Here is a 23,395-nt window from a genome sequence, read left to right on the forward strand (position 1 = left end):
TGAAAAAAGTTGATTATCAAATTATAATGAAAAAGAGAACCTTGAAAATAGGGGCTATAGCAGGCCTGATAATACTCTCAGGACTGCTTTATGGCTACTATGGCATTTTGTATAAGCCGGTACGGGATATAAGTACCGAAGAGTCGGCGTTTAAACTGGCCGCCGGCCCACTGGCAGATGAATATGAGAGGAATATGAAGACGGCCGATGCCAAATATCTTAACCATACGGTTGAGGTTAACGGCAGAGTGACCGAAATAAGGGATTCTTTGCTGATACTTGATGAGCGGATAGTTTGCAGTTTTGATACGAAACCAACTGTTGGGCTAAACAAACAAATAACCATTAAAGGCAGATGCATTGGGTTTGACGAACTTTTTGGCGAAGTGAAATTTGACCAGTGCACCATTAAATAACAGAATGAAACAAATGAAACGATTTTTTGTAATGACGGCGTGCCTGTTTGGTTTGGCAACAGCTTACAGCCAGGACGACCTGTTATCTGAACTTGACTCTACGCAGGTAGTAGATACGCATGCTTCGGCGGCTTTTAAAGGGTTACAGATTGTTACTCTGCAAACCACCAAAATGCCTGCAGCCAAAGAGGTATATTTTGTAGTGTCTCACCGTTTTGGTACAGTGAAAGATGGGATTTCCGAATTTTTTGGGCTTGATAAAGCTACTACAAAAATAGGAGGGGTGTATGGAGTTACCGACTGGCTTTCGGTTAGTGCGTCACGCCATACGCTTTTAAAAGTATATGAAGTAGGAGTAAAATACAGACTGGCAAGGCAAAGTGCCGATTTTCCCTTAGAGATAGTGGGTTACAATACGGTAGATATAAATACTTTTTTAGAGAAAGAGGATTATCCTAAAATTCAATTTGGCGACAGGCTAACATACATAACGCAGCTATTAGTATCAAGAAAAATATCAGACAAGCTTTCGGTTGAGGTTATTCCTTCATACATCCATAAGAACCTTTACAATCCCGGAACAGAGAATGATAACCAATTCTCCATGGGTGCAGGCGGAAGGCTTAAGCTTACCAAAAGGCTTTCGCTTAATGCAGAGTATGTATACAATTTTGATAAGCCCGGCTTTTATGCAAATCCGCTATCGGTAGGGCTTGATATAGAAACAGGGGGACACGTTTTCCAGCTGTTGTTTACAAATTCTCAGGCAATGACCGAAGGCGGATACATAACCAATGCCGCCGGAGACTGGGGCAAATCAGATTTTTTCTTTGGGTTTAACTTATACAGGGTTTTTTAATATGAAAGCAATACAATTTTTAAGTGCGGCGCTTATGGCCCTGTTTTTATACAGCTGCGACTCGCATACCTACACAGAACTGGAAGAAACTCCGCCTGTTGTAGAAGGAAAGGTTACGTATACTGCAAATGTAAAAACGATTATAGACAACGTTTGTACCAGCTGCCATTCGGCAAATGGAAGTGCATCGTTCAGGCCGCTTACTACCTATGCAGAGGTAAAAGATGCAGTGCAAAATGCAGGACTATTAGATCGCATTCAGCTTGAGAACGGCGAACCGGGACTAATGCCGCAGGGCGGAAGGATGCCGCAAAACAGGATAGACCTTATCCTGAAATGGAACGAAGACGGATTGTTAGAAAACTAAAATAAAGCGCTATGAAAAAATATATTGAGGTTTTAATTTGTATCAGCTGCCTTTTGGCATCGGCTGTTTTTTACGGACAAAAATACAGTACAAGGAACGGTAATTTAAAATTTGAGGCTACTGTACCTTCTTTTGAAGAGATTGTAGGCGATAATAAAACGGCATCTGCAGTGCTTGATTCGCAAAAAGGAGAGCTGGCAGTTCTTGGACTTATGAAAGGTTTCCGTTTTAAGGTGGCACTTATGGAGGAGCACTTTAATGAAAACTATGTGGAATCAGACAAGTTCCCCAAAGCTACTTTTAAAGGAAAGATTGAAGGTTTTGATGTTTCAAAGGTGACGGCTGAAGCTAAAACCTACAACATAACCGGCGACCTTACCCTTCATGGTAAAACAAAGAAAATTACTGACGCTGCAAAAATCAGCAAATCGGGAGATAACATAATTATTTCGGGAAATTTTATTGTGAAGCCAGCTGATTTTGATATTGAGATACCAAAAATGGTTAGCAGTAAAGTGTCTGAAAAAGTACAGGTCACTTACAATTTCACTCTTGCAAAATAATTGATCATGAAAAAGATTGCTGCATTATTGCTTTTTATCAGCGTTGCCGCTACAGCTCAGGTAAAGTCAAAAGATGTATTTGATGTTGCACGGTCGGGCACTGTTGACGAAATGACCGCATTGGTACAAAAAAAGAAGGACACCATAAATGCGGTAAACCCAAGTGGATTCTCTCCGCTTATCCTCGCGTGTTACAGAGGCAATGCGCCGGTGGCAGAATATCTTGCCAAAACGGTAAAAGACATTAACTACGATAGCCCAAGCGGTACAGCCCTTGCGGCGGCGGCGGTAAAAGGAAATGTAGCAATGGTTAAGATACTTCTTGAAAACAAGGCTAATCCTGATGTAAAAGATGCTACAGGCATGACGCCTTTGCTATATGCAGCACAGTTTGATAATAAGGAAATGATAACACTGCTTTTAAAATACAAGGCAAACAGGACGATCGTGAATAACGACGGAAAATCGGCAATGGATTTTGCAGTATTCAACAAGAGTAGTGAAGCTGAAGCACTGCTGAAATAGAACATGAACTACTAATATAAATAAAACTAACGCGATGAAAAAACTTTTACTACTTACCTCCTTACTTATGGGTACGGCAGCACTGAACGCCCAGACTAAGGCCACTGCAGCGGTAGCCCTTACAACGGGTATGACTGCAAAGCTGGAACTTAATAGTTCAACATCTGTTGCCACGCTTACATTTACAGGCCCTTCAGATAGGTGGTTTGCCCTTCAGATAGGGTCTTTTGCAAACGGCGGTGGTATGCAGGAAGGAACAGATGTGGTTTACTGGAACGGTACAACATTGGTTGATGCTTCTCAAAATGGTATTGGTGCCTCTCCAAGTCCGGATGCTGTAAACGACTGGACAAGTTCCAGTACCGTTTCGGGAACCACACGAACAATAACTGCTACAAGGGCGTTTAATACAGGCAGTGCTGAAGATTTTACTTTTGTATACAGCGATGCAAACATAGATTTTGCCTGGGCAAGGGCGAGCAGCGCTTCAAACGTGCTTGTGTCGCATGGAAATTTTCGCGGATACAGCCTTAACAATGTCTATACGTGTGTAGCTCCGGGTGCCCCTACAGCTTCGGCACAAACGTTCTGTTCAGGTGCTACGGTAGCCAATTTAACGGCTACAGGCACGGCAGGCGCGACCTTTAAATGGTATGCTGCGGCTACGGGCGGTACAGCTCTTGCTGCAACAACTGTTTTAACTAACAACACAACCTATTATGTGTCGCAAACGGTGGGCGACTGCGAAAGTACAAGAACACCATCTGCAGTTACGATTACTACAGTGCCGCTTCCGCAAACTGCAGATACTACGCCTGATTTTTGTGCTGCATCTTCAACTATTGCAAGTTTAGTAGTTACAGGGCAGACAGGTGCAACATTTACATGGTATAATGAACCTAATGGAGGTACAGTCCTGCCAACCACAACAGCATTGGTAAACGGCACTAATTATTATGTGTCGCAAACCGTAAATGGATGTACAAGTGCCCGATTAATGATAACACCTCAGTTTGTACCTGTCCCTATGCCCACAGCGAGCGAAAACCAGTCTTTCTGTTCAGAAAGTACGGTGGCAAACCTCACAGCGACAGGCCCGACAGGTGCAACTATAAACTGGTATAATGTTGCTACTGGCGGAACACCTCTTGCCGCTACTACAGTGCTTGTAGCAGGTAACTATTACGTGTCTCAAACAGTAGGATCTTGCGTAAGTAACAGAAAACTTGTGGCTGTAGGCTATACAACGCTTGCTTCGCCTACAGTGCCAAATGAAATCGCTACAGTTTGTGCAGGATCTACTATTGCAAACCTTACCGTTACAGGATTGCCAAATGCAACTTTTGCATGGTATGAAAATGAAACTGGCGGCAACGCCGTAGCAACTACAACAGTGCTTGTAGACGGCGAAGATTATTTTGTATCGCAAACTGTTGGAACGTGTGTGAGCAACAGGAGAAAAGTAACGATAAATATTGACGAACTGCCATTAGTGGAAGCCGAGTCAAGCCAAACGTTATGTGAAGGGTCTACGGTAGAAGACCTTGAAGCAACAGGTGTTACAGGTGCTGTAATTACCTGGCACAGGCCACAGGGCAGCCCGACATTAGCAGGCAGCACAGTGCTTGAAGCAGGTAATTATTATGCGGTGCAAACGGTTAACGGATGTACAAGCGCTGTTAAAGAAGTGAATGTTACATTGCTTCCTGCGCCTGAAACTCCGTCGGGTGCGGCAACACAGCAATTTGATGAAGGCGAAACAGTTAGTGATTTTACAATAGGTATTGTTGTAGGAGCTACTGTTCAATGGTACATCATGGATGGCGGTACATTACAGCCAATAGGCGCAGATCATCTTCTTGCTGATGGTGTAGATTACTATGTTACTCAAACAATTGACGGCTGCGAAAGTGCTCCGTTAAAAATTACAGCAGATATGATCCTGGGAACTCCTGCGTTCAGTATTAAAAACCTGATGGTATACCCTAACCCGGTAATTGATGCGCTTACGGTATCTTACAAGGAAACGATTACAGAGGTTTCTGTAATTAATATGCTGGGTCAGGTGGTTATAACTCAAAAAACAAACAGCGATACTGTAGAGGTAAATACGGCTAAACTGCAAAGCGGAACTTATATCCTGAAAGTTACGGCTGGTGCAGGCACAGCAACAGTGAAAATCGTTAAGTAAATAAAAATTGTGTTGATTTATTTGAGACTCCCGCAAGGGAGTCTTTTTTTGTTTTGGGTTATATGATAATTAGTTCTATATTAAATAGCAATGGGGTTTATTGTCACTTTAAATTAATGTGTACTTTTGACGCAACTTAATCAATTATACCAAACATGAAAAAAATTTTATTTGTAGCATTGCTGTTTGCTTCTGTGGCAGGTTTTGCTCAGGATGTAGACATTAAAAAAGGTGATTTCGGTTTCTTAAAAGGAGAGAAAGAACTTAATGTAGAGTTTAACTACAGCAACTTAAGGCTACTTAAAGAAAACCTTACTAACGAGCAGTATGTAGAGCAAAGGGCTAAAGACCTTAACGAAAAAGACAAGGGTAACGGCGAAATCTGGAAAAAGAAATGGAAGTCGGCACCGGATATGATATGGAACACTAAATTCCTTGAGCTTTTATTAAAAACCTACGGAAAAGAAAAAGATGTGAACATAGGCGACGACCTTAAAAGCGCAAAATACACGCTTGTTGTAGATGTGGTTTGGATCTATCCGGGATGGGATGCAGCTATCATGAAGCAGCCTGCAAAAGTATCTACAGTACTTCGTTTTGTTGAAACAGCTAACAAAAGCAACGTTTTAATGGAAATTGAAACAGATAAAGCTCCTGGTGACCAGTGGGGTAACAACTTTAGCAACGAGTCAAGAATTGGTGAAGGCTTTGCCAAGACTGCAAAAACAATCGGTAAGATGATCGTTAAGAAATTAAAATAATCCTGAACCGATACAACATAAAAAAAGCGCCTATTCCTGGGCGCTTTTTTCGTTTTGCAGCATATATGCCATGGTTTTTATGACCCTGTCGTGTTTCTTTACAAATGGGTTTTCTTCGTCCCAAACGTAGCCGGCAAGTACAGAGCATATTTTTTCTTTTACCTCAGGATTTTCCGGCCTATGGAAAAATAAAGTTTGCAGGTTTCCGGTGTACCACTCTTTTACATAAGTAGCAAATACGTTTACACCGCGTCGCATGTAATCAGAGTATTCAACTTCCCAGTCTACCTTTTCGCCATTTTTTTCTCTAAGGAATAACTTGGCAGACAGCATGCCCGATTCTGTAGCAAAGCATACACCCGATGAGAAAACAGGATCTAAAAATTCAGAGGCGTTTCCTGTAAGGGTATAGCCCGGGCCGTACAGTTGGGTAACAGAACAGGAATAGTTTTCTATTTTATTCGGTTCAAACAAAAAGTCTACACCTTCAAAACGGTCGCGGTAAAAATCAGATTTATTTATTATCTTCTTAAGCGCCTCGGTATTATTTGCACCGCCAATAGAATTAATATATTTTGTAGGGCCTACCACGCCTATGCTTGTATTGCCGTTAGAGAAAGGAATTACCCATAGCCATACTTCGGTTTCAAGGATATCAAAAGTTATCTGGGTTCCTTCTACACCTTCCGGTCTTTTTATCTCTTTTACATGGGTAAACATAGAAGAATTTTCGGGGATTGATGACGGAGCATCAAGTTTTAAAATTTTCGGCAGCACACGACCATATCCGCTCGAATCAATAATGAATTTAGCCTCAATCTGGCGTGTTTCGCCTTCTTTATTGCGAACAGTAGTTACAGAATCTGTTCCATTAAAAACAACATCGAGCACCTCGGTCTCAAACTCAAGGTCAATGCCTTTTCGTATAACTTCCTGCGCAAGGGTGTTATCAAAATCAGCGCGCGGTACCTGCCATGTCCAGTCCCAGCCTTCGCCAAATTTTATGCTGAAGTCAAACACGCAAAGCTCTTCACCCCGTATAAAGCGTGCGCCGAATTTCTTCTCAAAATCTTTAACTAACAAAGCATCCAGCAGGCCTGCTTCGTCAAAATGATCCATTACCCTTGGTATTAGGCTTTCACCAATAACAAACCGCGGAAATTTTGACCTTTCTACAACTTTAACCTTTACACCATTATTGTGGAGATAAGATGCTGCAACACAGCCAGACGGCCCTGCACCTATAACCAGTACTTCTACACTTTCTTTTAACATTGATAAGTCGTATTAATCTTAAAATTCTCTTAAAAAAAATTCTACATTTGTAACCCTGTAAAATTATAAGAATTTTACATAGATTGAAAATTATATTTTAAGGTACGCCAAATAACATAACTAAACAAGAATGAGCAGTATAAACCAGTATTTAAGCCTTGCAGAATTTGAATCTATAGTATTCGGGAGCAGTAAGGTAGAGGTTAGTGCAGAGGTGCTTGAAAGAGTGAAAGCGAGTTTTGATTTTTTGAAGGAGTTTTCAGAGAACAAAGTTATATATGGCGTAAATACAGGTTTTGGCCCAATGGCCCAATACCGTATTGAGGATAAAGACAGGAACCAGCTGCAATATAACCTTATAAGGAGCCATGCTTCTGGTACAGGAAAGCCGTTATCTCAGGTTTTTGTAAAATCGGCTATGCTTGCCAGGCTTAATACGCTTTCGCTAGGCAACTCCGGTGTTCATGAGTCGGTTATCCACCTTATGAAAGAATTCATCAACAGGGATATCACCCCGCTTATCTTTGAGCATGGCGGCGTGGGTGCGAGCGGCGACCTTGTTCAGCTTGCCCATCTTGCCTTAGTGCTTATTGGCGAAGGCGAAGTGTTCTACAGAGGAGAACGCAAAAATACAGAAGAGGTTTTTGCTCTTGAAGGACTTAAACCAATAAATGTGGAAATTCGCGAAGGCCTTGCCCTTATGAATGGTACATCTGTAATGACGGGGATAGGTATTGTAAACCTTGCCAATGCAAGAAAACTTACCGACCTGTCGCTTAAATTTTCGGCAGCGATAAACGAAGTGGTAAGGGTTTATGATGACCATTTATCTGAAGAGCTAAACGGGACAAAACTGCATAAAGGCCAGCAGGAAATTGCCAAGCGTATGCGTGAGCATGTTAAAGGCAGTAAGCTTATACGCAAAAGGGCAGACCATCTGTATACCGGCGAAAACAACGAAACGATATTTAAAGAAAAAGTACAGGAATATTACTCATTGCGCTGCGTTCCGCAAATTTTGGGGCCTGTATTAGATACTATAAATGAAACAGCCAAAGTGCTGGGAAACGAAATTAACTCTGCAAACGATAACCCAATTGTAGATGTTAAGAACAGGCAGGTATATCATGGTGGTAACTTTCACGGCGATTATATTTCGCTTGAAATGGATAAGCTGCGCCTTGTTGTTACTAAACTTTCTATGCTTGGGGAGCGCCAGCTTAACTACCTTATGAATGCCAAGATAAACGAACTGCTGCCACCGTTTACAAACCTGGGTAAGCTTGGCTTTAACTTTGGATTGCAGGGTGTTCAGTTTACCGCAGTGTCTACAACTGCCGAAAACCAGATGCTGTCTAACTCAATGTACGTGCACAGTATACCTAACAATAACGACAACCAGGATATTGTGAGCATGGGTACAAATGCAGCGGTGCTTACCGCAAAGGTTATAGAAAATACTTTTGAGGTACTGGCTATAGAGGCAATGGCAATTGTTCAGGCGGTAGATGCATTAGGTTATAAAGATGAAGTGTCTCCGGGTACGCGAAAAATATATGATGAAGTGAGGGCGATACTTCCTGTTTTCTCTCAAGACAAGGCAATGTATCCGTATGTGCAGGCAATCAAAGACTATTTAATGAAGTAACCAACTAATTAATCTGTAATAATCACATCATGAAAAAAATTCTGTTCTTGCTGATCTTATGTACACAGGTATCTTTTGCGCAGGAAATGGCGCTTGTAAAACAAAATGGCAAAATAGGCTATATAGATAAAACAGGTAAGCTTGCCATCACACCTTCTTACGATAAGGCAAGAGGTTTTTCTGAAGGGCTTGCTGCAGTTAAAGACCAGTCTAAATGGGGTTTTATAGATACAAAGGGCAAATGGGTTATCAAGGCTTCTTTTGATGATGCCGAAGACTTTAACAGCGGTCTTTGTATTGTAGAAAAAGATAAAAGACGTTTCTACATCAACAAAAAAGGAGAAGAGGTAAAAACACCACCTACAGATAAATACTTCCCTTTTGAAAATGGTGTTGCTTTTATACTACAGACTAAAAAAGTAGGATTGATAAACCCTAAAGGCGAAATCGTGCTTCAGCCAAAGTATGACATGATCAAATCTTTTGAAGGCGGTTATGCTCGCGTAAAAAATAATGACCGATGGGGCATTATAGATAAAGCGGGTAAAGAAGTTGTTGAGGTTATTTATGATGAGATAGGGAACTACTTTAAGGGAGTTACCTGGGCAAAGAACGGAACATCTTTTGGACTGATTATTGGAGGTAAGTTCAAAGCCATAGATGGCGTAGATAAGATTTGGGATTTTCATGTACAGGATAATACCTATGCACGCAAAGGAGGAAAGATAGGTTTTATAGATACTAAAGGCAACTGGCTTATAGAACCTAAATTTGATAAGGCGCGTGCATTCAACAAAAACCTTGCGCCTGTTTATATAGGTAAAAAGTGGGGTTATGTAAATACAACAGGTACGCTTGTTGTACAGGCTATATACAATGATGCAGAGGTTTTTAGCGAAGATGGTCTTGCACCTGTTAAGGAAAAAGACTGGGGCTTTATAGATGTAAAAGGTAAGGTTGTAATACCTACAAACTATGATATAAGCACTGCTTTCAGCTTTTTGAACAGCGATGCAAAAGGTTTTATAAAAGGGGTTTCCAGAGTCAAGAATAATGGCAAATGGGGCTTTTTAGATACTAAGGGGCAATTGTTAGGTAACCAATGGTATGAAAATGCCGAATTATTTAATTAAGATATATTCTATGAAGTGTGCATTAGTTACAGGCGGTTCACGAGGTATAGGCAGCGCTATCTGCCAAAAGCTTGCTGCCGATGGAGGTTACCATATTCTTATCAATTACCAGTCTAACGCAGCAGCAGCCGAAGAGACTTTACAAAAAGTCATTGAAAACGGCGCCACGGGCGAGCTGCTAAAATTTGACGTGGCAAATGCCGATGAAGTAAAAACCGTTTTGGGGCAATGGCAGGATAATAATCCTGATGCTGTTGTTGAGGTTATTGTAAATAATGCGGGCATTACCAGAGACGGCCTTTTTATGTGGATGTCTCAGGAAGACTGGTCAAGCGTTATAAATACAAGCCTTCATGGTTTTTATAATGTGACTAATTTCTTTATCCAGAAGCTGCTGCGCAACAAATACGGGAGGATCATCAATATGGTTTCGGTATCGGGTGTAAAAGGTACACCGGGTCAAACAAATTATTCTGCTGCTAAAGGCGCAGTTGTTGCGGCCACTAAAGCATTGGCACAAGAGGTAGGAAAGCGCAATATTACGGTTAACGCTGTAGCTCCCGGGTTTATTCGCACAGATATGACCGGAGACCTTGATGAAAAGGAACTTATTAAGATGGTTCCGGCAAACCGTTTTGGCGAAGCAGAAGAAGTGGCAGATCTTGTGAGTTTTCTTGCTTCAAAAAAAGCAGGCTATATTACAGGAGAGGTTATTAATATAAACGGCGGAATTTACTCGTAAATATATACTAAATCCAAAACACTAAAAGATGGAAAGAAGAGTGGTAATTACCGGCATGGGGATCTATTCCTGTATTGGCACATCGCTTGAGGAGGTGAAGGAATCGCTGTACAACGGTAAGTCGGGTATAGTGATAGATGAAGACAGGAAGGATTTTGGGTTTAGGTCATGCTTAACGGGCATGGTTCCGAAACCGGAACTTAAGGATATGCTTAACAGGAGGCAGCGGATAAGCATAGGCGAAGAAACAGAGTATGCTTATATGGCAACAATACAAGCACTTGAACAGGCAGGTATTGATGACAGTTTCCTTGAGCAAAACGAAGTGGGTATCATGTATGGCAACGATAGTGTGTCTAAAGCTATTATTGATGCTACAGATGTTATAAGGGAAAAGAAAGATACAGCACTTATAGGGTCAGGAGCCATCTTTAAATCGATGAACTCTACAGTAACCATGAATCTTTCTACCATATTTAAGCTAAGGGGTATAAACCTTACCATTAGTGCAGCCTGCGCCAGCGGATCGCACTCGTTAGGTATGGGGTATTATCTTATAAAAAGCGGCCTTCAGGATACAATAATCTGCGGAGGTGCACAGGAAATCAACAAATATGCTATGGCAAGTTTTGACGGGCTTGGTGTATTTTCTCCCGATGAAGCCGATCCTATAAAGGCATCTCGCCCATTTGATGCATCGCGTAATGGATTGATTCCAAGTGGCGGAGGCGCAACCCTTATTTTAGAAGATTATGATTCGGCAGTAAAAAGAGGGGCGACAATATTAGCAGAAGTTATAGGGTATGGATTCTCGTCTAACGGTGGGCATATCTCTACACCAAATGTTGAAGGCCCTGCAAGTGCCATGAAAAAAGCACTGGATCAGGCAGGCCTTAAGGCAGAAGATATAGATTACATCAATGCACATGCTACATCTACACCTGTAGGCGATGGCAATGAGGCAAAGGCTATTTATGAGATATTTGGTAGTGGGCCTCATGTAAGTTCTACCAAGTCTATGACGGGGCATGAATGCTGGATGGCCGGTGCAAGCGAGGTTATCTATTCGATACTCATGATGCAGAATTCATTTGTAGCGCCAAATATTAACCTTGAAAATCCGGATGAAGACTCGGCTAAATTAAATTTGGCAGCAACGACTATAAATAAGGAAATTAATATATTTTTGTCGAATTCTTTCGGGTTCGGAGGAACCAACTCTGCTTTAATTATAAAAAAACACTAGACATGGACAAAACAGTGATTATAGATAAGATTAATGACTTTTTAATCGATGAGTTTGAAGTTGATGGAGATGCTATAACACCAGATGCCGTTTTAAAAGATACACTTGGTCTTGACAGCCTTGATTATGTAGATCTTGTAGTAACGGTTGAGTCTAACTTTGGCGTAAAACTGGGTGAAGCCGATTTTGTAGGCATTTCTACTTTCCAGAATTTTTATGACCTTATAGAAAATAAGATCAAGGCAAAACAGTAATGAGCGAATGGGATGGCAAATCTAAAGGAAGCCTGATAGGATACAAAATATTTGTATTCTGTATCAGGAAGCTGGGTATAAGGCCGTCTTATTTTGTATTATACTTTGTAGCCACCTACTACTTTTTATTCTTGAAAAAGACTAATAGGGTTACCTTTTACTATTTTCATAACCGTTTGGGCTATTCACGTGCCAAAGCGCGGAAAATGGTCTTTATGAGTTATTACACCTTTGGGCAGACACTTATAGATAAAACCGCTATTTCGGCAGGAATGCGCAACAGGTTTACTTATGAGTTTGACGGTATTCAGCGGCTGCGCGATCTGCTGGCCGATAAAAACGGGGGGGTGCTTATAAGTGCGCACATCGGCAACTTTGAGATTGCCGAATATTTTTTATCAGACCTTGACGACCAGTTTCAGATCAACCTTCTTACTACAGATATGGAACACCGAGCCATAAAAGAATATCTGGAGAGCATAGCGTCTAAATCGTCGGTAAAGTTTATCATTATTAAAGAAGACCTTTCGCATATTTATGAAATAAATAATGCACTAAGCAATAACGAACTGATATGCCTTACCGGCGATCGTTACATGGAAGGTGTTAAGCACTACACGCACTCGTTCCTGGGTGAAAATGCTAACTTTCCTGCCGGGCCTTTTCTTATAGCGTCACGGCTTAAAGTTCCCGTTGTTTTTGTATATGTAATGAAAGAAAAGAACCTGCATTACCACCTTTTTGCCCGTCAGGCAGAGGTTAAGCATAGGGACGATAAAGGCCTGCTTGCAGCTTATGCAGATAATCTTGAATGGATGCTCAAAAAGTATCCGCTGCAATGGTTTAATTACTTTGATTTTTGGCAGTCCTTTAAAAAATAGATAATTTTTACTATGCTATATAGTAATATTGACCATCTTTTCTATCTTTAGTGCATGGAGCACTCACGCAACGATTTAGATGTTATTATAATAGGCTCCGGGGCCGGAGGCCTTGCGGCAGCATTGTGTCTTGCAAGGGCAGGCAAAAAAGTGCTTGTGCTTGAGCAGCATTATGTCCCTGGGGGCTGGTGCCATAGCTTTACGTTGGGAGGCCAGCGTTTTAGCCCGGGCGTGCATTATGTAGGGCTTCTTAACGAAGGGCAGGCTACAAGCGATTTATACAAGGGGCTTGGCATAGCTAACGACCTAGTCTTCTTCAGGATGAATACAAAGGCATTTGAGCATTGTGTCATTGGCGATGAAAAATTTGATATTCCTGCCGGGCTGGATAATTTTGCCGAAAGCCTTAGCCGCTCTTTTCCTGAAAGTGAAAAAGAGATAAAAAAATACCTGACGCTTATACAAAAAGTAAATTATCAGATGCAGATGATGCCCAGACTAAGGGGGGTCTGGCAGATAATTACTGCGCCTTTTAAGACTAAAGATTTTGTGCACAACGCTTTTTTCAGCTTAAAATATATCATCAACAAAAATGTAAAGGACAGTAAAGTGCGTGCCATACTTAATGTACAGTGCGGCGATCACGGACTTCCGCCTGCAAAAGCCAGCTTTATAGTGCACAGCTCTGTAATGGGCCACTATTCTGATGGGGGGTATTACCCTATGGGTGGTGGCAGCGGTATTGTAAAAGCAATGACAAATGCCATTAAGCGGCATGGCGGCGAAGTAAGGGTAAGTGCAGATGTAAAAAAAATACTTATTGAAAACAATTCAGCCATAGGTGTTGAAATGGCTGACGGCCAAAAAATATTTGCTGAAACAATTATATCTAATGCCGATCCGTCGATTACATATCTTGGACTGGCAGGACGTGAAAATTTGAGTAAAAAGCTGTTAAAGCGGCTTGATAAAACTAAATATTCTGTTACCTCCCTGATACTTTTCCTTACGTTAGATATGGATGTAACTGCTGCGGGAATAGACTCCGGTAATACATGGATTTTTAGGGATGACGATGTTGATGCCCAGTTTGAAGATTTGACTACCGGCGATATATCTGAAGGTAAAGAGTTTCCGGCAATGTTTGTGAGTTGTACCACACTTAAAGACCCCGTGAGCTTTAATGGCAGGTATCATAATTTTGAGGCGGTTACTTATATAGATTATGATAATTTGCAGGATTTTAAGGGTTCTGAAGATTATCATTGTGCAGAATATACTGCTTTTAAGGAAAAAGTGATCGCGAAATTCATGAACACGATAGAGCGTGTAATTCCGGGAGCAAAGCAGCAAATTGTTCAGGCAGAGCTTGGTACGCCTAAAACGAACCAGTTTTATGTAAACAGTACCAATGGTAATGTTTACGGAACGGAAAAGACATTGAAAGCTGTAGGGCCATTCGCATATAAAAATAAATCAGAGATCAATAATCTGTATCTTTGCGGCGCAAGTACGCTGTCGCATGGTGTGGCCGGGGCAACTTATTCGGGTATGGAGGCAGCAGCTAAAATACTGGGCTGCTCACGCGACGATTTGATGGTAGCTGACGACGAGCAGAAATTAAGGATTTTTGATGCCGATGATGCTGGTTCATGGCCTGAGTGGGTACATAAAAAACGTGAAGATAAAATAAGGCATTTTAAAGAAATAAATGTAAGTAAGGATAAGGTTTAAATGAAGAATGTTCTTGTAGTATACTTTTCGCAGTCAGGGCAGTTAAAGGAAATAGCCGACACCATTGCTAAGCCGTTAATTGATGACCCTAATGTTAATGTGGTGTTCCATAAGATTGAGATGGAAAAGCCATTTCCATTTCCGTGGGAAAAAGAATCATTTTTTGATGCTTTCCCAGAATCTTTTCTGCAGATTCCGGCAAAGCTTAAACCAGTTCCACAAGAAATTTTAAATGTAAAATACGATTTGGTATTGCTGCATTACCAGGTGTGGTTCCTGTCGCCTTCCATCCCTGTAAATTCATTCTTAAAAAGTCCCGAAGCTAAACAGCTGCTCAATAATACGCCCGTGGTAACCGTTAGCGGCAGCAGGAATATGTGGTTCCTTGCACAGGAAAAAATAAAAGCATTGCTTAAACAAAACGGCGCATTGCTTAAAGGTAATATAGCCCTTGTGGATAGGGCAGGCAACCTGATAAGCGTTATTACCATCGTAGAATGGATGTTTAGTGGCAAAAAAGCGAAACACCTTGGCATTTTTCCATTGCCGGGGGTATCACAAAAAGATATAGATGATTCGGTTAAATTTGGCCATACCATAAATACAGCATTGCAGCATGATGAGTTTGACAGCCTGCAGAAAAACCTGCTAAAACAGGATGCCGTAACGGTTAGCCCATACCTTGTTGCAGTAGATAAAAAAGGCAATTATGTGTTTACTAAATGGACAGGAATTATTAGTAAAAGGAACGAAAAACGTAGGCAGCTGCTTAAGATTTTTGTGATTTATTTGGTGCTTGCAATTTGGGTTATATCGCCAATTGTGTATATCTTGCACGTCCTTACTTATCCTTTTACAATTAGCAAACACAAAAAAACAGTACAATATTATAAAGGCGTCGAGAGCGCATAAAGGAGATAGAGAACTATGTTTGATGTTTATATAACGAGAGCGGGAAAATATTTGCCCAATGAACCGGTTTCTAATGATGAGATGGAAGATATACTGGGGCTTATAAATGAAACTACATCTAAAGCACGCAGGATAGTACTTCGCAACAACGGTATTACAAACCGCTACTATGCAATTGACAGGGAAGGTAATATAACACACAACAATGCACAGCTTACACATAATGCTATAGAACAGCTTTATGATGAGGTGTTTACAAAAAATGATGTAGAACTGCTGTCGTGCGGTACATCATCTCCTGATAATCTTTTTCCTTCGCATGCCTCTATGGTGCATGGTCTTATGGGGAACAGGTCTATAGAGCTTAATTCATCGGCCGGTGTATGCTGTGCGGGTATGAATGCCCTTAAATATGGTTTTTTAAGCATACGTTCTGGCAATACAAAAAACGCAATATGTACGGGTTCAGAACGTTCTGCAACATGGATGCTTGCCAATAAATTCAATAACGAGATTATTAACCTTAAAAATCTTGAAGAGCAGCCTGTAATAGCTTTTAAGAAAGAATTTTTACGCTGGATGCTTTCAGACGGTGCCGGCGCATTTTTGCTGGAAGACAAACCAAGGGGTGAATTATCGTTAAAAATAGAATGGATGGAGTCGTTCTCGTATGCGCACGAACATGAAGCGTGCATGTATGCAGGAGGCGACAAACTTGAAGATGGTACGCTAAAGCCATGGCAGGATTACGATGCCGAAGAATGGCTAAAGCAGTCAATATTTTCGGTTAAGCAGGATGTAAAGCTGCTTGATAAATATGTAATGGATCTGGGTTCATTAAGCACTAAAAAAGCTTTAGAGAAGCACGGTGTAAATCCTGAAGAGATAGATTATTTGCTTCCGCACGTATCGTCTAACTTTTTCGGGTCAAAGCTGTATCGTTCGTTATTAGATCATGGTATAGATATCCCTGAGGATAAATGGTTCTTAAACCTTAGCAGGGTTGGTAATGTTGGTGCTGCATCTATATACCTTATGGTTGAAGAGCTAATGAACTCCGGCAAGCTCAAAAAGGGCGAGAAGATATTACTTATCGTGCCTGAGAGTGGAAGGTTTACCTATTCGGTGGCTTATTTAACCGTTTGCTAATATATGGAATCAATGCTCCAGAAAAGCCTTGTTGAGAACCTGATACCGCAAAAAGCGCCTTTTGTAATGATAGACAAGATGCTGGCTTTCGGTGATAATACAATTACAGCCGGACTTACCATTGCTGCCGATAATATTTTTGTGGAAAATGGAAGGTTTAACGAGTCAGGAATAATAGAACACATGGCACAGTCAGTAGCATTGTATACCGGCTACCAGTATTATCTTAAAAAAGAGCCCGCGCCTACGGGTTACATAGGTTCTGTAAAAGACGCTGTTATACTGGAGCTTCCGCTGCCCGGAGAAGAACTTGTTACAGAGGTAAACATTATACAGGAATTTATGGGTGTTACCCTTGTGGATATAATTACAAAACGAAATAACATACAGATAGCCTCAAGCCAAATGAAAACGGTTTTAGCGCAATAGTACTTTATGGTAAAGGTTATAGACATACACAATTATCTGCCGCATCGTGAGCCCATGCTTATGGTAGACCTTATAGTAGCTATAACGCCAGAAAATGTGGATACCGTTTTTACGGTAAAAGAGAACAATATTTTTATTGAGAACGGATTGCTTAGCGAGGCCGGACTTATAGAAAATGCTGCACAAACGTGCTCGTCTATAGTGGCAAAATCGTACCTTGTAGATGATGATGCCCAGGATATTCCTAATGCAGATGTTATAGGATTTATAAGCTCGATAAAAACAATACAAATACATAAACTGCCTGAAGTGGGCAGTGAGATTACCACCAGGGCAAACCTTATATCAAGGTTTGATACCGGTGTTTATACCACCTGCATGGTTAGCTGCAAAAGCTATTGCGAGGGGGAGCTGCTATTAGAGGGAGAAATTAACCTATTTATTCAGGAGCGATGAAAAAGAGCGAAGTGCCACAGGATAAAAGTAATATAGAGTCGGTAAATATGCGCGAGCTGTGCTATGCCACCGATGAAAATGGTAATTATACCACAGAACTGAGTTCGGGCTGGGAGCCTAAAACCATTGCCCTTAGTAACGCTATAGATGATATAAAAGAACGTACTGAAGAAGCAAGGCAGAAGGTTATTAATGGAGAGGCAAGCCCGGTGCTGTATTTTATGGAACTGAGCAAAATGGACGTTGGTATATTAGCCGGATATACAGGCTTATGGCAATGGCGTATAAAAAGGCATTGTAAACCGAAAGTCTTTGCAGGACTTAACAATAAGATCTTGCAAAAATATGCAGATGCTTTCCTGATTACCGTTGATGTATTGAAAAATTTTAAGGGCTGATATAATGACAACCGACTTTAAGCACCACCAGTCTGCACATTGCGAGAATGGTGTGGCATCTAACTTACTGAAGCATAATGGGCTCAATATAAGCGAACCGATGGTTTTTGGTATCGGTTCGGGCTTGTTTTTTGTATACCTCCCGTTTGTAAAAGTAAACCATGCCCCGGCTTTCAGCTACAGGCCGCTGCCGGGAATGATTTTTAGCCGACTTGCTAAAAGGCTTGGTGTAAAAATAAAAAGACAAAAATTTTCGGGTTCGCAAGCCGCCGAAAAAGCACTTGACGATAACCTTCAAAAAAATATACCATCAGGGCTTCAGGTAGGGGTGTATAACCTTACTTATTTTCCTGATGACTACCGTTTTCACTTTAATGCACACAATCTTGTGGTGTACGGCAAAGAAAACGATAACTACCTTATAAGTGATCCCGTTATGGAAACGGTAACCACCCTTACTGCCGAAGAGCTTGACAGGGTGCGTTTTGCAAAGGGCGCTTTTGCACCTAAGGGCCAGATCTATTATCCGGTACACATACCTAAAGAAATAGACTTTAAAACGGCGATAACAAAAGCAATAAAGGCTACCTGCCGCGATATGCTTGCCCCAATGCCCATTATTGGCGTTGCGGGAATGAAGTATGTGGCAAAACAAATACGCAAGTGGCCTGTAAAACTGGGTGTGCGTAAAGCCAATCATTACCTGGCACAAATAGTACGTATGCAGGAAGAAATAGGTACTGGTGGGGGTGGGTTCCGATTTATATATGCTGCCTTTTTACAGGAAGCATCAGTAATTATGGAGAGCAATGCGCTAAAGCAGCTTTCGTTTGAAATGACAGAAATAGGCGATATGTGGCGTGATTTTGCGCTGGAAGCGTCTCGTGTGTACAAACAACGCAGCGCTAAACAGGATGTGTATAACGTACTGGCAGGCCAGCTTACGGCTATTGCCAACAGGGAAGAAGAATTCTTTAAAAAACTGAGAAAAGCAGTATAGTTTTACATGAGTAATACAATTATAGAAATACAATCCCTGTCTAAAAAATATAAAGACACCGATTTCTTTTCGGTTAACGATTTGTCGTTGTCTGTAAATAAAGGGGAGATCTTTGGATTGCTGGGGCCTAATGGTGCTGGCAAGACCACGCTGATTTCTATTTTATGCGGATTGATAAAGCCTACATCAGGAAACTTTACCATTAATGGGCTTTCCTATAAAAACGACATCAAAGCTATTCAGAGGATCATCGGTGTGGTTCCGCAGGAATATGCCTTATACCCTACACTTACTGCTTACGAAAACCTGTTGTATTTTGGCAGTATGTACGGACTTAAAGGCAAAGACCTCAGGCAAAAAATAAATGACTCACTGGATTATCTCGGGCTGGCAAAATTTGCCGATAAAAAAATCGATACCTTTTCGGGCGGAATGAAGCGAAGGGTAAATCTAATTGCAGGTTTGCTCCATGAACCCGGGGTATTATTTCTGGATGAGCCTACTGTTGGGGTAGATGTTCATTCTAAAAATGTGATTATAGACTACCTGAAGCAGATAAACTCAAAGGGTACCACAATGATTTACACTTCGCACCACCTTGCCGAAGCGCAAGACTTGTGCAGCCACATCGCAATTATAGATGATGGGCGGATACTTATACAGGGAACTCCCGAAGAAATTATTGAGATTACGCACAATGCGCATTCGCTCGAAGATGTGTTTTTGTCATTAACCGGTAAAGAATTAAGGGATGCATAAACTGTGGATATCAATATATAAGGAAATTTTGCTGCTTAGGCGCGATATGGGCGGATTAGTTATCTTATTCATAATGCCGCTATGCCTTATTATAACCATAACCCTGATACAGGACAGTACTTTTAAAACAGCAACCGAAAGTAAAATACCAATCCTCCTGGTGGATAATGATAAGGGCGAAGTCTCTAAAATGGTGCTGAAAAACCTTGGTGAGAGCAACTCTTTTGATGTAATAACAAATGTTAATGGTAAGACGATTGACGAGGCATTTGCCAAAGACAAGGTGTTTAATGGCGAGTATCAGCTGGCAATCATAATTCCACAAAATTTAAGCTCAGGGCTTAAGGCTAAGGTTGATGAAAATGTTGCCAAAATAATGGAAGGCCTTGGTACAACAGATTCGGTTGCATCAGCTAAAAAAGAGACAATTAGCCCTAAAGAAGTACGCCTGTATTTTGATCCGGCATCGCAAACAGCTTTTAAAACGGCGGTAAAAAGTACGGTAGACCAAATGATCTCGCAGATTGAGACCAAATCGATATATAACGCCTTTAGCGAGCAGCTAGGCGAAGAGAGTACGGCCGCCTTTCAGCAGGATAGCTACATAAGTTTTAAGGAGATAGTACCCATGTTTGACAATAAGGAAATGGTGCCTAACTCAACACAGCACAATGTTCCGGCGTGGACTTTGTTTGCCATGTTTTTTATCGTGGTACCATTGTCTATCAACATCGTAAAAGAAAAAAACCAGGGCACGCAGATACGTTTAAGAACAAACCCAGTGTCGTATGCTACTATCATAGCCGGCAAAACAATAACGTATCTTATCATTTGCATGCTTCAGTTTTTCCTGATGCTTGCTGTGGGTATGTTTGTTTTTCCGGGAATCGGGTTGCCGGTATTAGAGCTTAACGGCACATTTTTAATGATGAGCGTCGTAGCGCTTTTTAGCGGACTGGCAGCTGTTGGTTTCGGGATATTGCTCGGCACGGTTGCAAAAACACAGGAACAGTCGGCACCTTTTGGGGCAACCTCGGTAGTTATACTTGCCGCAGTGGGCGGGGTATGGGTGCCTGTTTTTGCCATGCCGAAGATAATGCAGTACGTAGCTAAGGCATCGCCCATGAACTGGGGACTTGAGGCTTTTTATGATGTGCTTTTAAGAAATAATTCAATACTGGAGATATGGCCGCTGCTTGGCGCCTTACTGTTGTTTTTTATGGTTATGGTAGGCCTGTCAATTATATATGATGAGAAGAAAAGAGCAGTATAGCGAGGTTACAGCGCTAACGATAACGCAGGAGATAAGGATTCGTTTTAACGAAACCGATCCGCTGGGTATTGTTTGGCATGGCAACTATATAACGTATTTTGAAGACGGCCGCGAGGCTTTTGGGCGTAAGCATGGTATTACCTATCTTGACATACATGCCCAGGGATATACCGTGCCTATTGTAAAATCGAGTTGCGAACATAAGCTTCCTTTAAAATACGGCGATGTGGCAAGGGTAGAAACAACAATTGTAGATACACCTGCGGCGAAGATAATTTACAGGTTTAAAATATATAACGGGGCAGGAAACCTTGCCTGTACCGGTGAAACCGTTCAGGTTTTTGTAAATGATGAGGGCATGATGGTGCTTAACTATCCTCCGTTTTTTGAAGAATGGAGAAAAAAAGTAGGATTAGAAAAATAATGGAATTAAAGAATGTATATATAACCCATACCAACTGCATCACTCCGCTGGGATTTGATGTAGCTGCTAACGTGCAGGCAATAGCCGAAGGAAACACTGGCATAACCCAACAAAGCGGTATGCTGCCCGAACCTTTTTATGCCGGGGTTATAGATAATGATGCGCTTACTACAGCTTTTGCTGCAATTAGCGATAAAAAATATACCAGGCTCGAAAAAATGATGCTGCTTGCACTGCAACCTATGGTGCAAAAATCGGGTGTACAGCTTGATTCTAAGACAGCGCTGCTACTTTCTACTACAAAAGGAAATATTACCTCGTTGCCAAATGAAGGCAATCTTCCTGATGAAGTTTACCTTCAGGGACTGGCAAAAAACATTGCAGGCTTTTTTGGTTTTACCACAATGCCTATAGTAGTTTCTAATGCCTGCGTATCGGGTATTATGGCGGTATCGGTAGCAAAAAGACTGATACAGTCGGGATTGTATGACAACGTGTTTATTGTGGCGGGCGATGAGGTTTCAGAATTTGTACTGTCGGGCTTCAATTCTTTTCAGGCCATGAGCAGTGTTCCTTGCAAGCCCTATTCGGCTGACAGGAGCGGGGTAACACTTGGAGAAGCAGCCGCTGCGGTATTGGTCACAAAAGATTTGGCGGAAGCCAAAGCAAAGATAACAGGAGATGGCTCTATAAACGACGCCAACCATATATCGGGTCCGTCGCGTACAGGAGAGGGATTGTTTAGAAGTATAGAGATCGCATTGAAAGAATCGGGCGTAGGCCCTGAAAAAATAGATTACATATCGGCTCACGGTACGGCAACCCCTTTTAACGATGAGATGGAAGCGATTGCGTTTAACAGGCTTGGTCTGGAAAATGTACCGGTTAATAGTTTTAAAGGGTATTACGGGCATACGCTTGGAGCATCAGGATTATTGGAGACGGTTATAGCCCTTGAGTCTATGGCGCAGAATAAAGTATTTACCTCGTTAGGTTATGATGAGCCGGGTGTTTCACAGCCTATAAATGTGATTACGAAGAACGAACACAGGCAGATTAACTATTTCCTTAAAACGGCTTCGGGTTTTGGGGGCTGCAACACAGCAGTGGTATTTGAAAAAACAGGCAATGGCAGATAAGTATTTTATAACAGACTATTGTACGATAGAAAAAGGCAGGATTAAGCGCAACGGGCAGGAGGTTTTTGCTGCGTCCGATACTGCATTTGCTGATTTTGCCAAACAGGCCTACAAACATGCTGAAACAGAGTATCCCAAATTTTTTAAAATGGATAACCTGAGCAAACTGTCGTTTCTTGCCGCTGATTTACTGCTTAAAGGGCAGCCTTTAGATGGCAGCAACAACACGGCGCTACTGTTTGCTAATATATCATCAAGCCTTGATACCGATGTGAAGTACAACGACTCGATAGCCGATAAAGACAACTATTTTCCCAGCCCGGCGGTATTTGTATATACCCTGCCAAACATATGTATGGGTGAGATAAGCATACGCTACAAGCTGTATACTGAAAATAGTTTCTTTATATTTGAGGCTTTCAATCCGGAATTTTTTGCTAATTATGCAGCTATTTTGCTGGATACCAACAGGGCAGATAAAGTGCTTTGCGGATGGGTAGAATTTTTTAAGGACGATTACAAAGCGTTTATGTACCTGGTGTCTAAAGAATCGGGTACTGATAATACAATAGAAAACATACAATTATTATATAACAGTTAAGATGGAAGCATTAAAACAGGAATTAAAAGAGAAGATTATCAATGTGCTTAACCTTGAGGATATTGCAGTGGAAGATGTAAATGATAATGATGCGCTTTTTGGTGACGGACTTGGCCTTGATTCTATAGATGCGCTTGAGCTTATAGTAATGCTTGATAAAGATTACGGAATTAAACTTGCCGATCCTAAAGAGGGCAAGGCGATATTTCAGTCGATTGAGACGATGGCAAAATATATCTCTGAAAACCGTACAAAATAGT

The 23,395-nt window shown here is 41.4% G+C and carries 27 protein-coding genes; 26 read left to right on the plus strand and 1 reads right to left on the minus strand.

Features of this window, described 5'->3' with window-relative positions:
• The first annotated feature begins 26 nt into the window (after positions 1-26).
• The 7 genes from R1T16_RS12500 (at position 27) to R1T16_RS12530 (ending at position 5,682) form a co-directional block, all read left to right on the plus strand.
• A complete protein-coding gene (locus R1T16_RS12500) occupies positions 27-416 on the plus strand; it encodes an OB-fold protein (protein ID WP_317501445.1) in 390 nt (129 codons plus the stop codon).
• Positions 417-429: 13 nt separating this feature from the next.
• Positions 430-1,275, plus strand: coding sequence for a DUF5777 family beta-barrel protein (locus tag R1T16_RS12505; protein WP_317501446.1), 846 nt, complete (start codon positions 430-432; stop codon positions 1,273-1,275).
• A 1-nt stretch (position 1,276) separates the two neighbouring features.
• Positions 1,277-1,642, plus strand: a complete 366-nt coding sequence (locus R1T16_RS12510) for a cytochrome c (RefSeq protein ID WP_317501447.1) — start codon at positions 1,277-1,279, stop codon at positions 1,640-1,642.
• An 11-nt stretch (positions 1,643-1,653) separates the two neighbouring features.
• On the plus strand, positions 1,654-2,205 hold the full coding sequence (locus R1T16_RS12515; protein ID WP_317501448.1) for a YceI family protein: 552 nt from the start codon (positions 1,654-1,656) through the stop codon (positions 2,203-2,205).
• Positions 2,206-2,211: 6 nt separating this feature from the next.
• Positions 2,212-2,730 (plus strand): ankyrin repeat domain-containing protein, encoded by a 519-nt coding sequence (locus R1T16_RS12520; RefSeq protein WP_317501449.1) that lies wholly within the window; start codon positions 2,212-2,214, stop codon positions 2,728-2,730.
• A gap of 34 nt (positions 2,731-2,764) precedes the next feature.
• Positions 2,765-4,921, plus strand: a complete 2,157-nt coding sequence (locus R1T16_RS12525) for a T9SS type A sorting domain-containing protein (RefSeq protein WP_317501450.1) — start codon at positions 2,765-2,767, stop codon at positions 4,919-4,921.
• Positions 4,922-5,076: 155 nt separating this feature from the next.
• Entirely contained in the window at positions 5,077-5,682 is a 606-nt protein-coding gene (locus tag R1T16_RS12530) for a hypothetical protein (RefSeq protein ID WP_317501451.1), read from the plus strand.
• Positions 5,683-5,712: 30 nt separating this feature from the next.
• Here R1T16_RS12530 and R1T16_RS12535 read toward each other — a convergent pair whose 3' ends face one another.
• The gene (locus tag R1T16_RS12535; RefSeq protein ID WP_317501452.1) at positions 5,713-6,957 is read right to left on the minus strand and encodes an NAD(P)/FAD-dependent oxidoreductase; all 1,245 of its coding nucleotides are present in this window, start codon (positions 6,955-6,957) and stop codon (positions 5,713-5,715) included.
• A 130-nt stretch (positions 6,958-7,087) separates the two neighbouring features.
• Between R1T16_RS12535 and R1T16_RS12540 the strand changes: the two genes are divergently transcribed.
• The 19 genes from R1T16_RS12540 to R1T16_RS12630 are packed head-to-tail and all read left to right on the plus strand — an operon-like array spanning position 7,088 to position 23,394.
• Positions 7,088-8,605, plus strand: coding sequence for an aromatic amino acid ammonia-lyase (locus R1T16_RS12540; protein WP_317501453.1), 1,518 nt, complete (start codon positions 7,088-7,090; stop codon positions 8,603-8,605).
• A gap of 29 nt (positions 8,606-8,634) precedes the next feature.
• Positions 8,635-9,738: a WG repeat-containing protein gene (locus R1T16_RS12545; protein ID WP_317501454.1), complete on the plus strand. Its 1,104-nt coding sequence runs from the start codon at positions 8,635-8,637 to the stop codon at positions 9,736-9,738.
• A 10-nt stretch (positions 9,739-9,748) separates the two neighbouring features.
• Positions 9,749-10,480 (plus strand): 3-oxoacyl-ACP reductase FabG, encoded by a 732-nt coding sequence (gene fabG, locus R1T16_RS12550; protein ID WP_317501455.1) that lies wholly within the window; start codon positions 9,749-9,751, stop codon positions 10,478-10,480.
• Positions 10,481-10,508: 28 nt separating this feature from the next.
• Entirely contained in the window at positions 10,509-11,726 is a 1,218-nt protein-coding gene (locus tag R1T16_RS12555; RefSeq protein ID WP_317501456.1) for a beta-ketoacyl-[acyl-carrier-protein] synthase family protein, read from the plus strand.
• 2 nt (positions 11,727-11,728) lie between these two features.
• Positions 11,729-11,980: an acyl carrier protein gene (locus tag R1T16_RS12560; protein ID WP_317501457.1), complete on the plus strand. Its 252-nt coding sequence runs from the start codon at positions 11,729-11,731 to the stop codon at positions 11,978-11,980.
• Complete coding sequence (locus R1T16_RS12565) at positions 11,980-12,861, plus strand: lipid A biosynthesis acyltransferase (RefSeq protein WP_317501458.1); 882 nt, start codon at positions 11,980-11,982, stop codon at positions 12,859-12,861. The genes R1T16_RS12560 and R1T16_RS12565 overlap by 1 nt, the downstream gene beginning before the upstream one ends.
• 54 nt (positions 12,862-12,915) lie before the next feature.
• Complete coding sequence (locus tag R1T16_RS12570; RefSeq protein WP_317501459.1) at positions 12,916-14,595, plus strand: NAD(P)/FAD-dependent oxidoreductase; 1,680 nt, start codon at positions 12,916-12,918, stop codon at positions 14,593-14,595.
• On the plus strand, positions 14,596-15,507 hold the full coding sequence (locus R1T16_RS12575; RefSeq protein ID WP_317501460.1) for a dialkylrecorsinol condensing enzyme DarA: 912 nt from the start codon (positions 14,596-14,598) through the stop codon (positions 15,505-15,507).
• Positions 15,508-15,522: 15 nt separating this feature from the next.
• Positions 15,523-16,656 (plus strand): beta-ketoacyl-ACP synthase III, encoded by a 1,134-nt coding sequence (locus R1T16_RS12580; RefSeq protein WP_317501461.1) that lies wholly within the window; start codon positions 15,523-15,525, stop codon positions 16,654-16,656.
• Positions 16,657-16,659: 3 nt separating this feature from the next.
• A complete protein-coding gene (locus tag R1T16_RS12585; protein ID WP_317501462.1) occupies positions 16,660-17,085 on the plus strand; it encodes a hypothetical protein in 426 nt (141 codons plus the stop codon).
• A 6-nt stretch (positions 17,086-17,091) separates the two neighbouring features.
• Complete coding sequence (locus tag R1T16_RS12590; RefSeq protein ID WP_317501463.1) at positions 17,092-17,541, plus strand: ABC transporter permease; 450 nt, start codon at positions 17,092-17,094, stop codon at positions 17,539-17,541.
• On the plus strand, positions 17,538-17,939 hold the full coding sequence (locus tag R1T16_RS12595; protein ID WP_317501464.1) for a hypothetical protein: 402 nt from the start codon (positions 17,538-17,540) through the stop codon (positions 17,937-17,939). Before R1T16_RS12590 ends, R1T16_RS12595 begins: the two co-directional genes overlap by 4 nt.
• A 4-nt stretch (positions 17,940-17,943) precedes the next feature.
• Entirely contained in the window at positions 17,944-18,939 is a 996-nt protein-coding gene (locus R1T16_RS12600) for a BtrH N-terminal domain-containing protein (protein WP_317501465.1), read from the plus strand.
• Positions 18,940-18,945: 6 nt separating this feature from the next.
• Positions 18,946-19,698: an ABC transporter ATP-binding protein gene (locus R1T16_RS12605; protein ID WP_317501466.1), complete on the plus strand. Its 753-nt coding sequence runs from the start codon at positions 18,946-18,948 to the stop codon at positions 19,696-19,698.
• Positions 19,691-20,971, plus strand: coding sequence for an ABC transporter permease (locus R1T16_RS12610; protein WP_317501467.1), 1,281 nt, complete (start codon positions 19,691-19,693; stop codon positions 20,969-20,971). The genes R1T16_RS12605 and R1T16_RS12610 overlap by 8 nt, the downstream gene beginning before the upstream one ends.
• A complete protein-coding gene (locus tag R1T16_RS12615) occupies positions 20,946-21,395 on the plus strand; it encodes an acyl-CoA thioesterase (RefSeq protein ID WP_317501468.1) in 450 nt (149 codons plus the stop codon). Before R1T16_RS12610 ends, R1T16_RS12615 begins: the two co-directional genes overlap by 26 nt.
• Positions 21,395-22,534: a beta-ketoacyl synthase N-terminal-like domain-containing protein gene (locus R1T16_RS12620; RefSeq protein WP_317501469.1), complete on the plus strand. Its 1,140-nt coding sequence runs from the start codon at positions 21,395-21,397 to the stop codon at positions 22,532-22,534. Before R1T16_RS12615 ends, R1T16_RS12620 begins: the two co-directional genes overlap by 1 nt.
• Positions 22,524-23,135: a 3-oxoacyl-ACP synthase gene (locus R1T16_RS12625; RefSeq protein ID WP_317501470.1), complete on the plus strand. Its 612-nt coding sequence runs from the start codon at positions 22,524-22,526 to the stop codon at positions 23,133-23,135. The genes R1T16_RS12620 and R1T16_RS12625 overlap by 11 nt, the downstream gene beginning before the upstream one ends.
• 1 nt (position 23,136) lies before the next feature.
• Positions 23,137-23,394, plus strand: coding sequence for a phosphopantetheine-binding protein (locus tag R1T16_RS12630; RefSeq protein WP_317501471.1), 258 nt, complete (start codon positions 23,137-23,139; stop codon positions 23,392-23,394).
• Position 23,395: the final 1 nt, after the last annotated feature.

It is taken from the genome of Flavobacterium sp. DG1-102-2 (assembly GCF_033042555.1).
Classification (GTDB): Bacteria; Bacteroidota; Bacteroidia; order Flavobacteriales; family Flavobacteriaceae; genus Flavobacterium.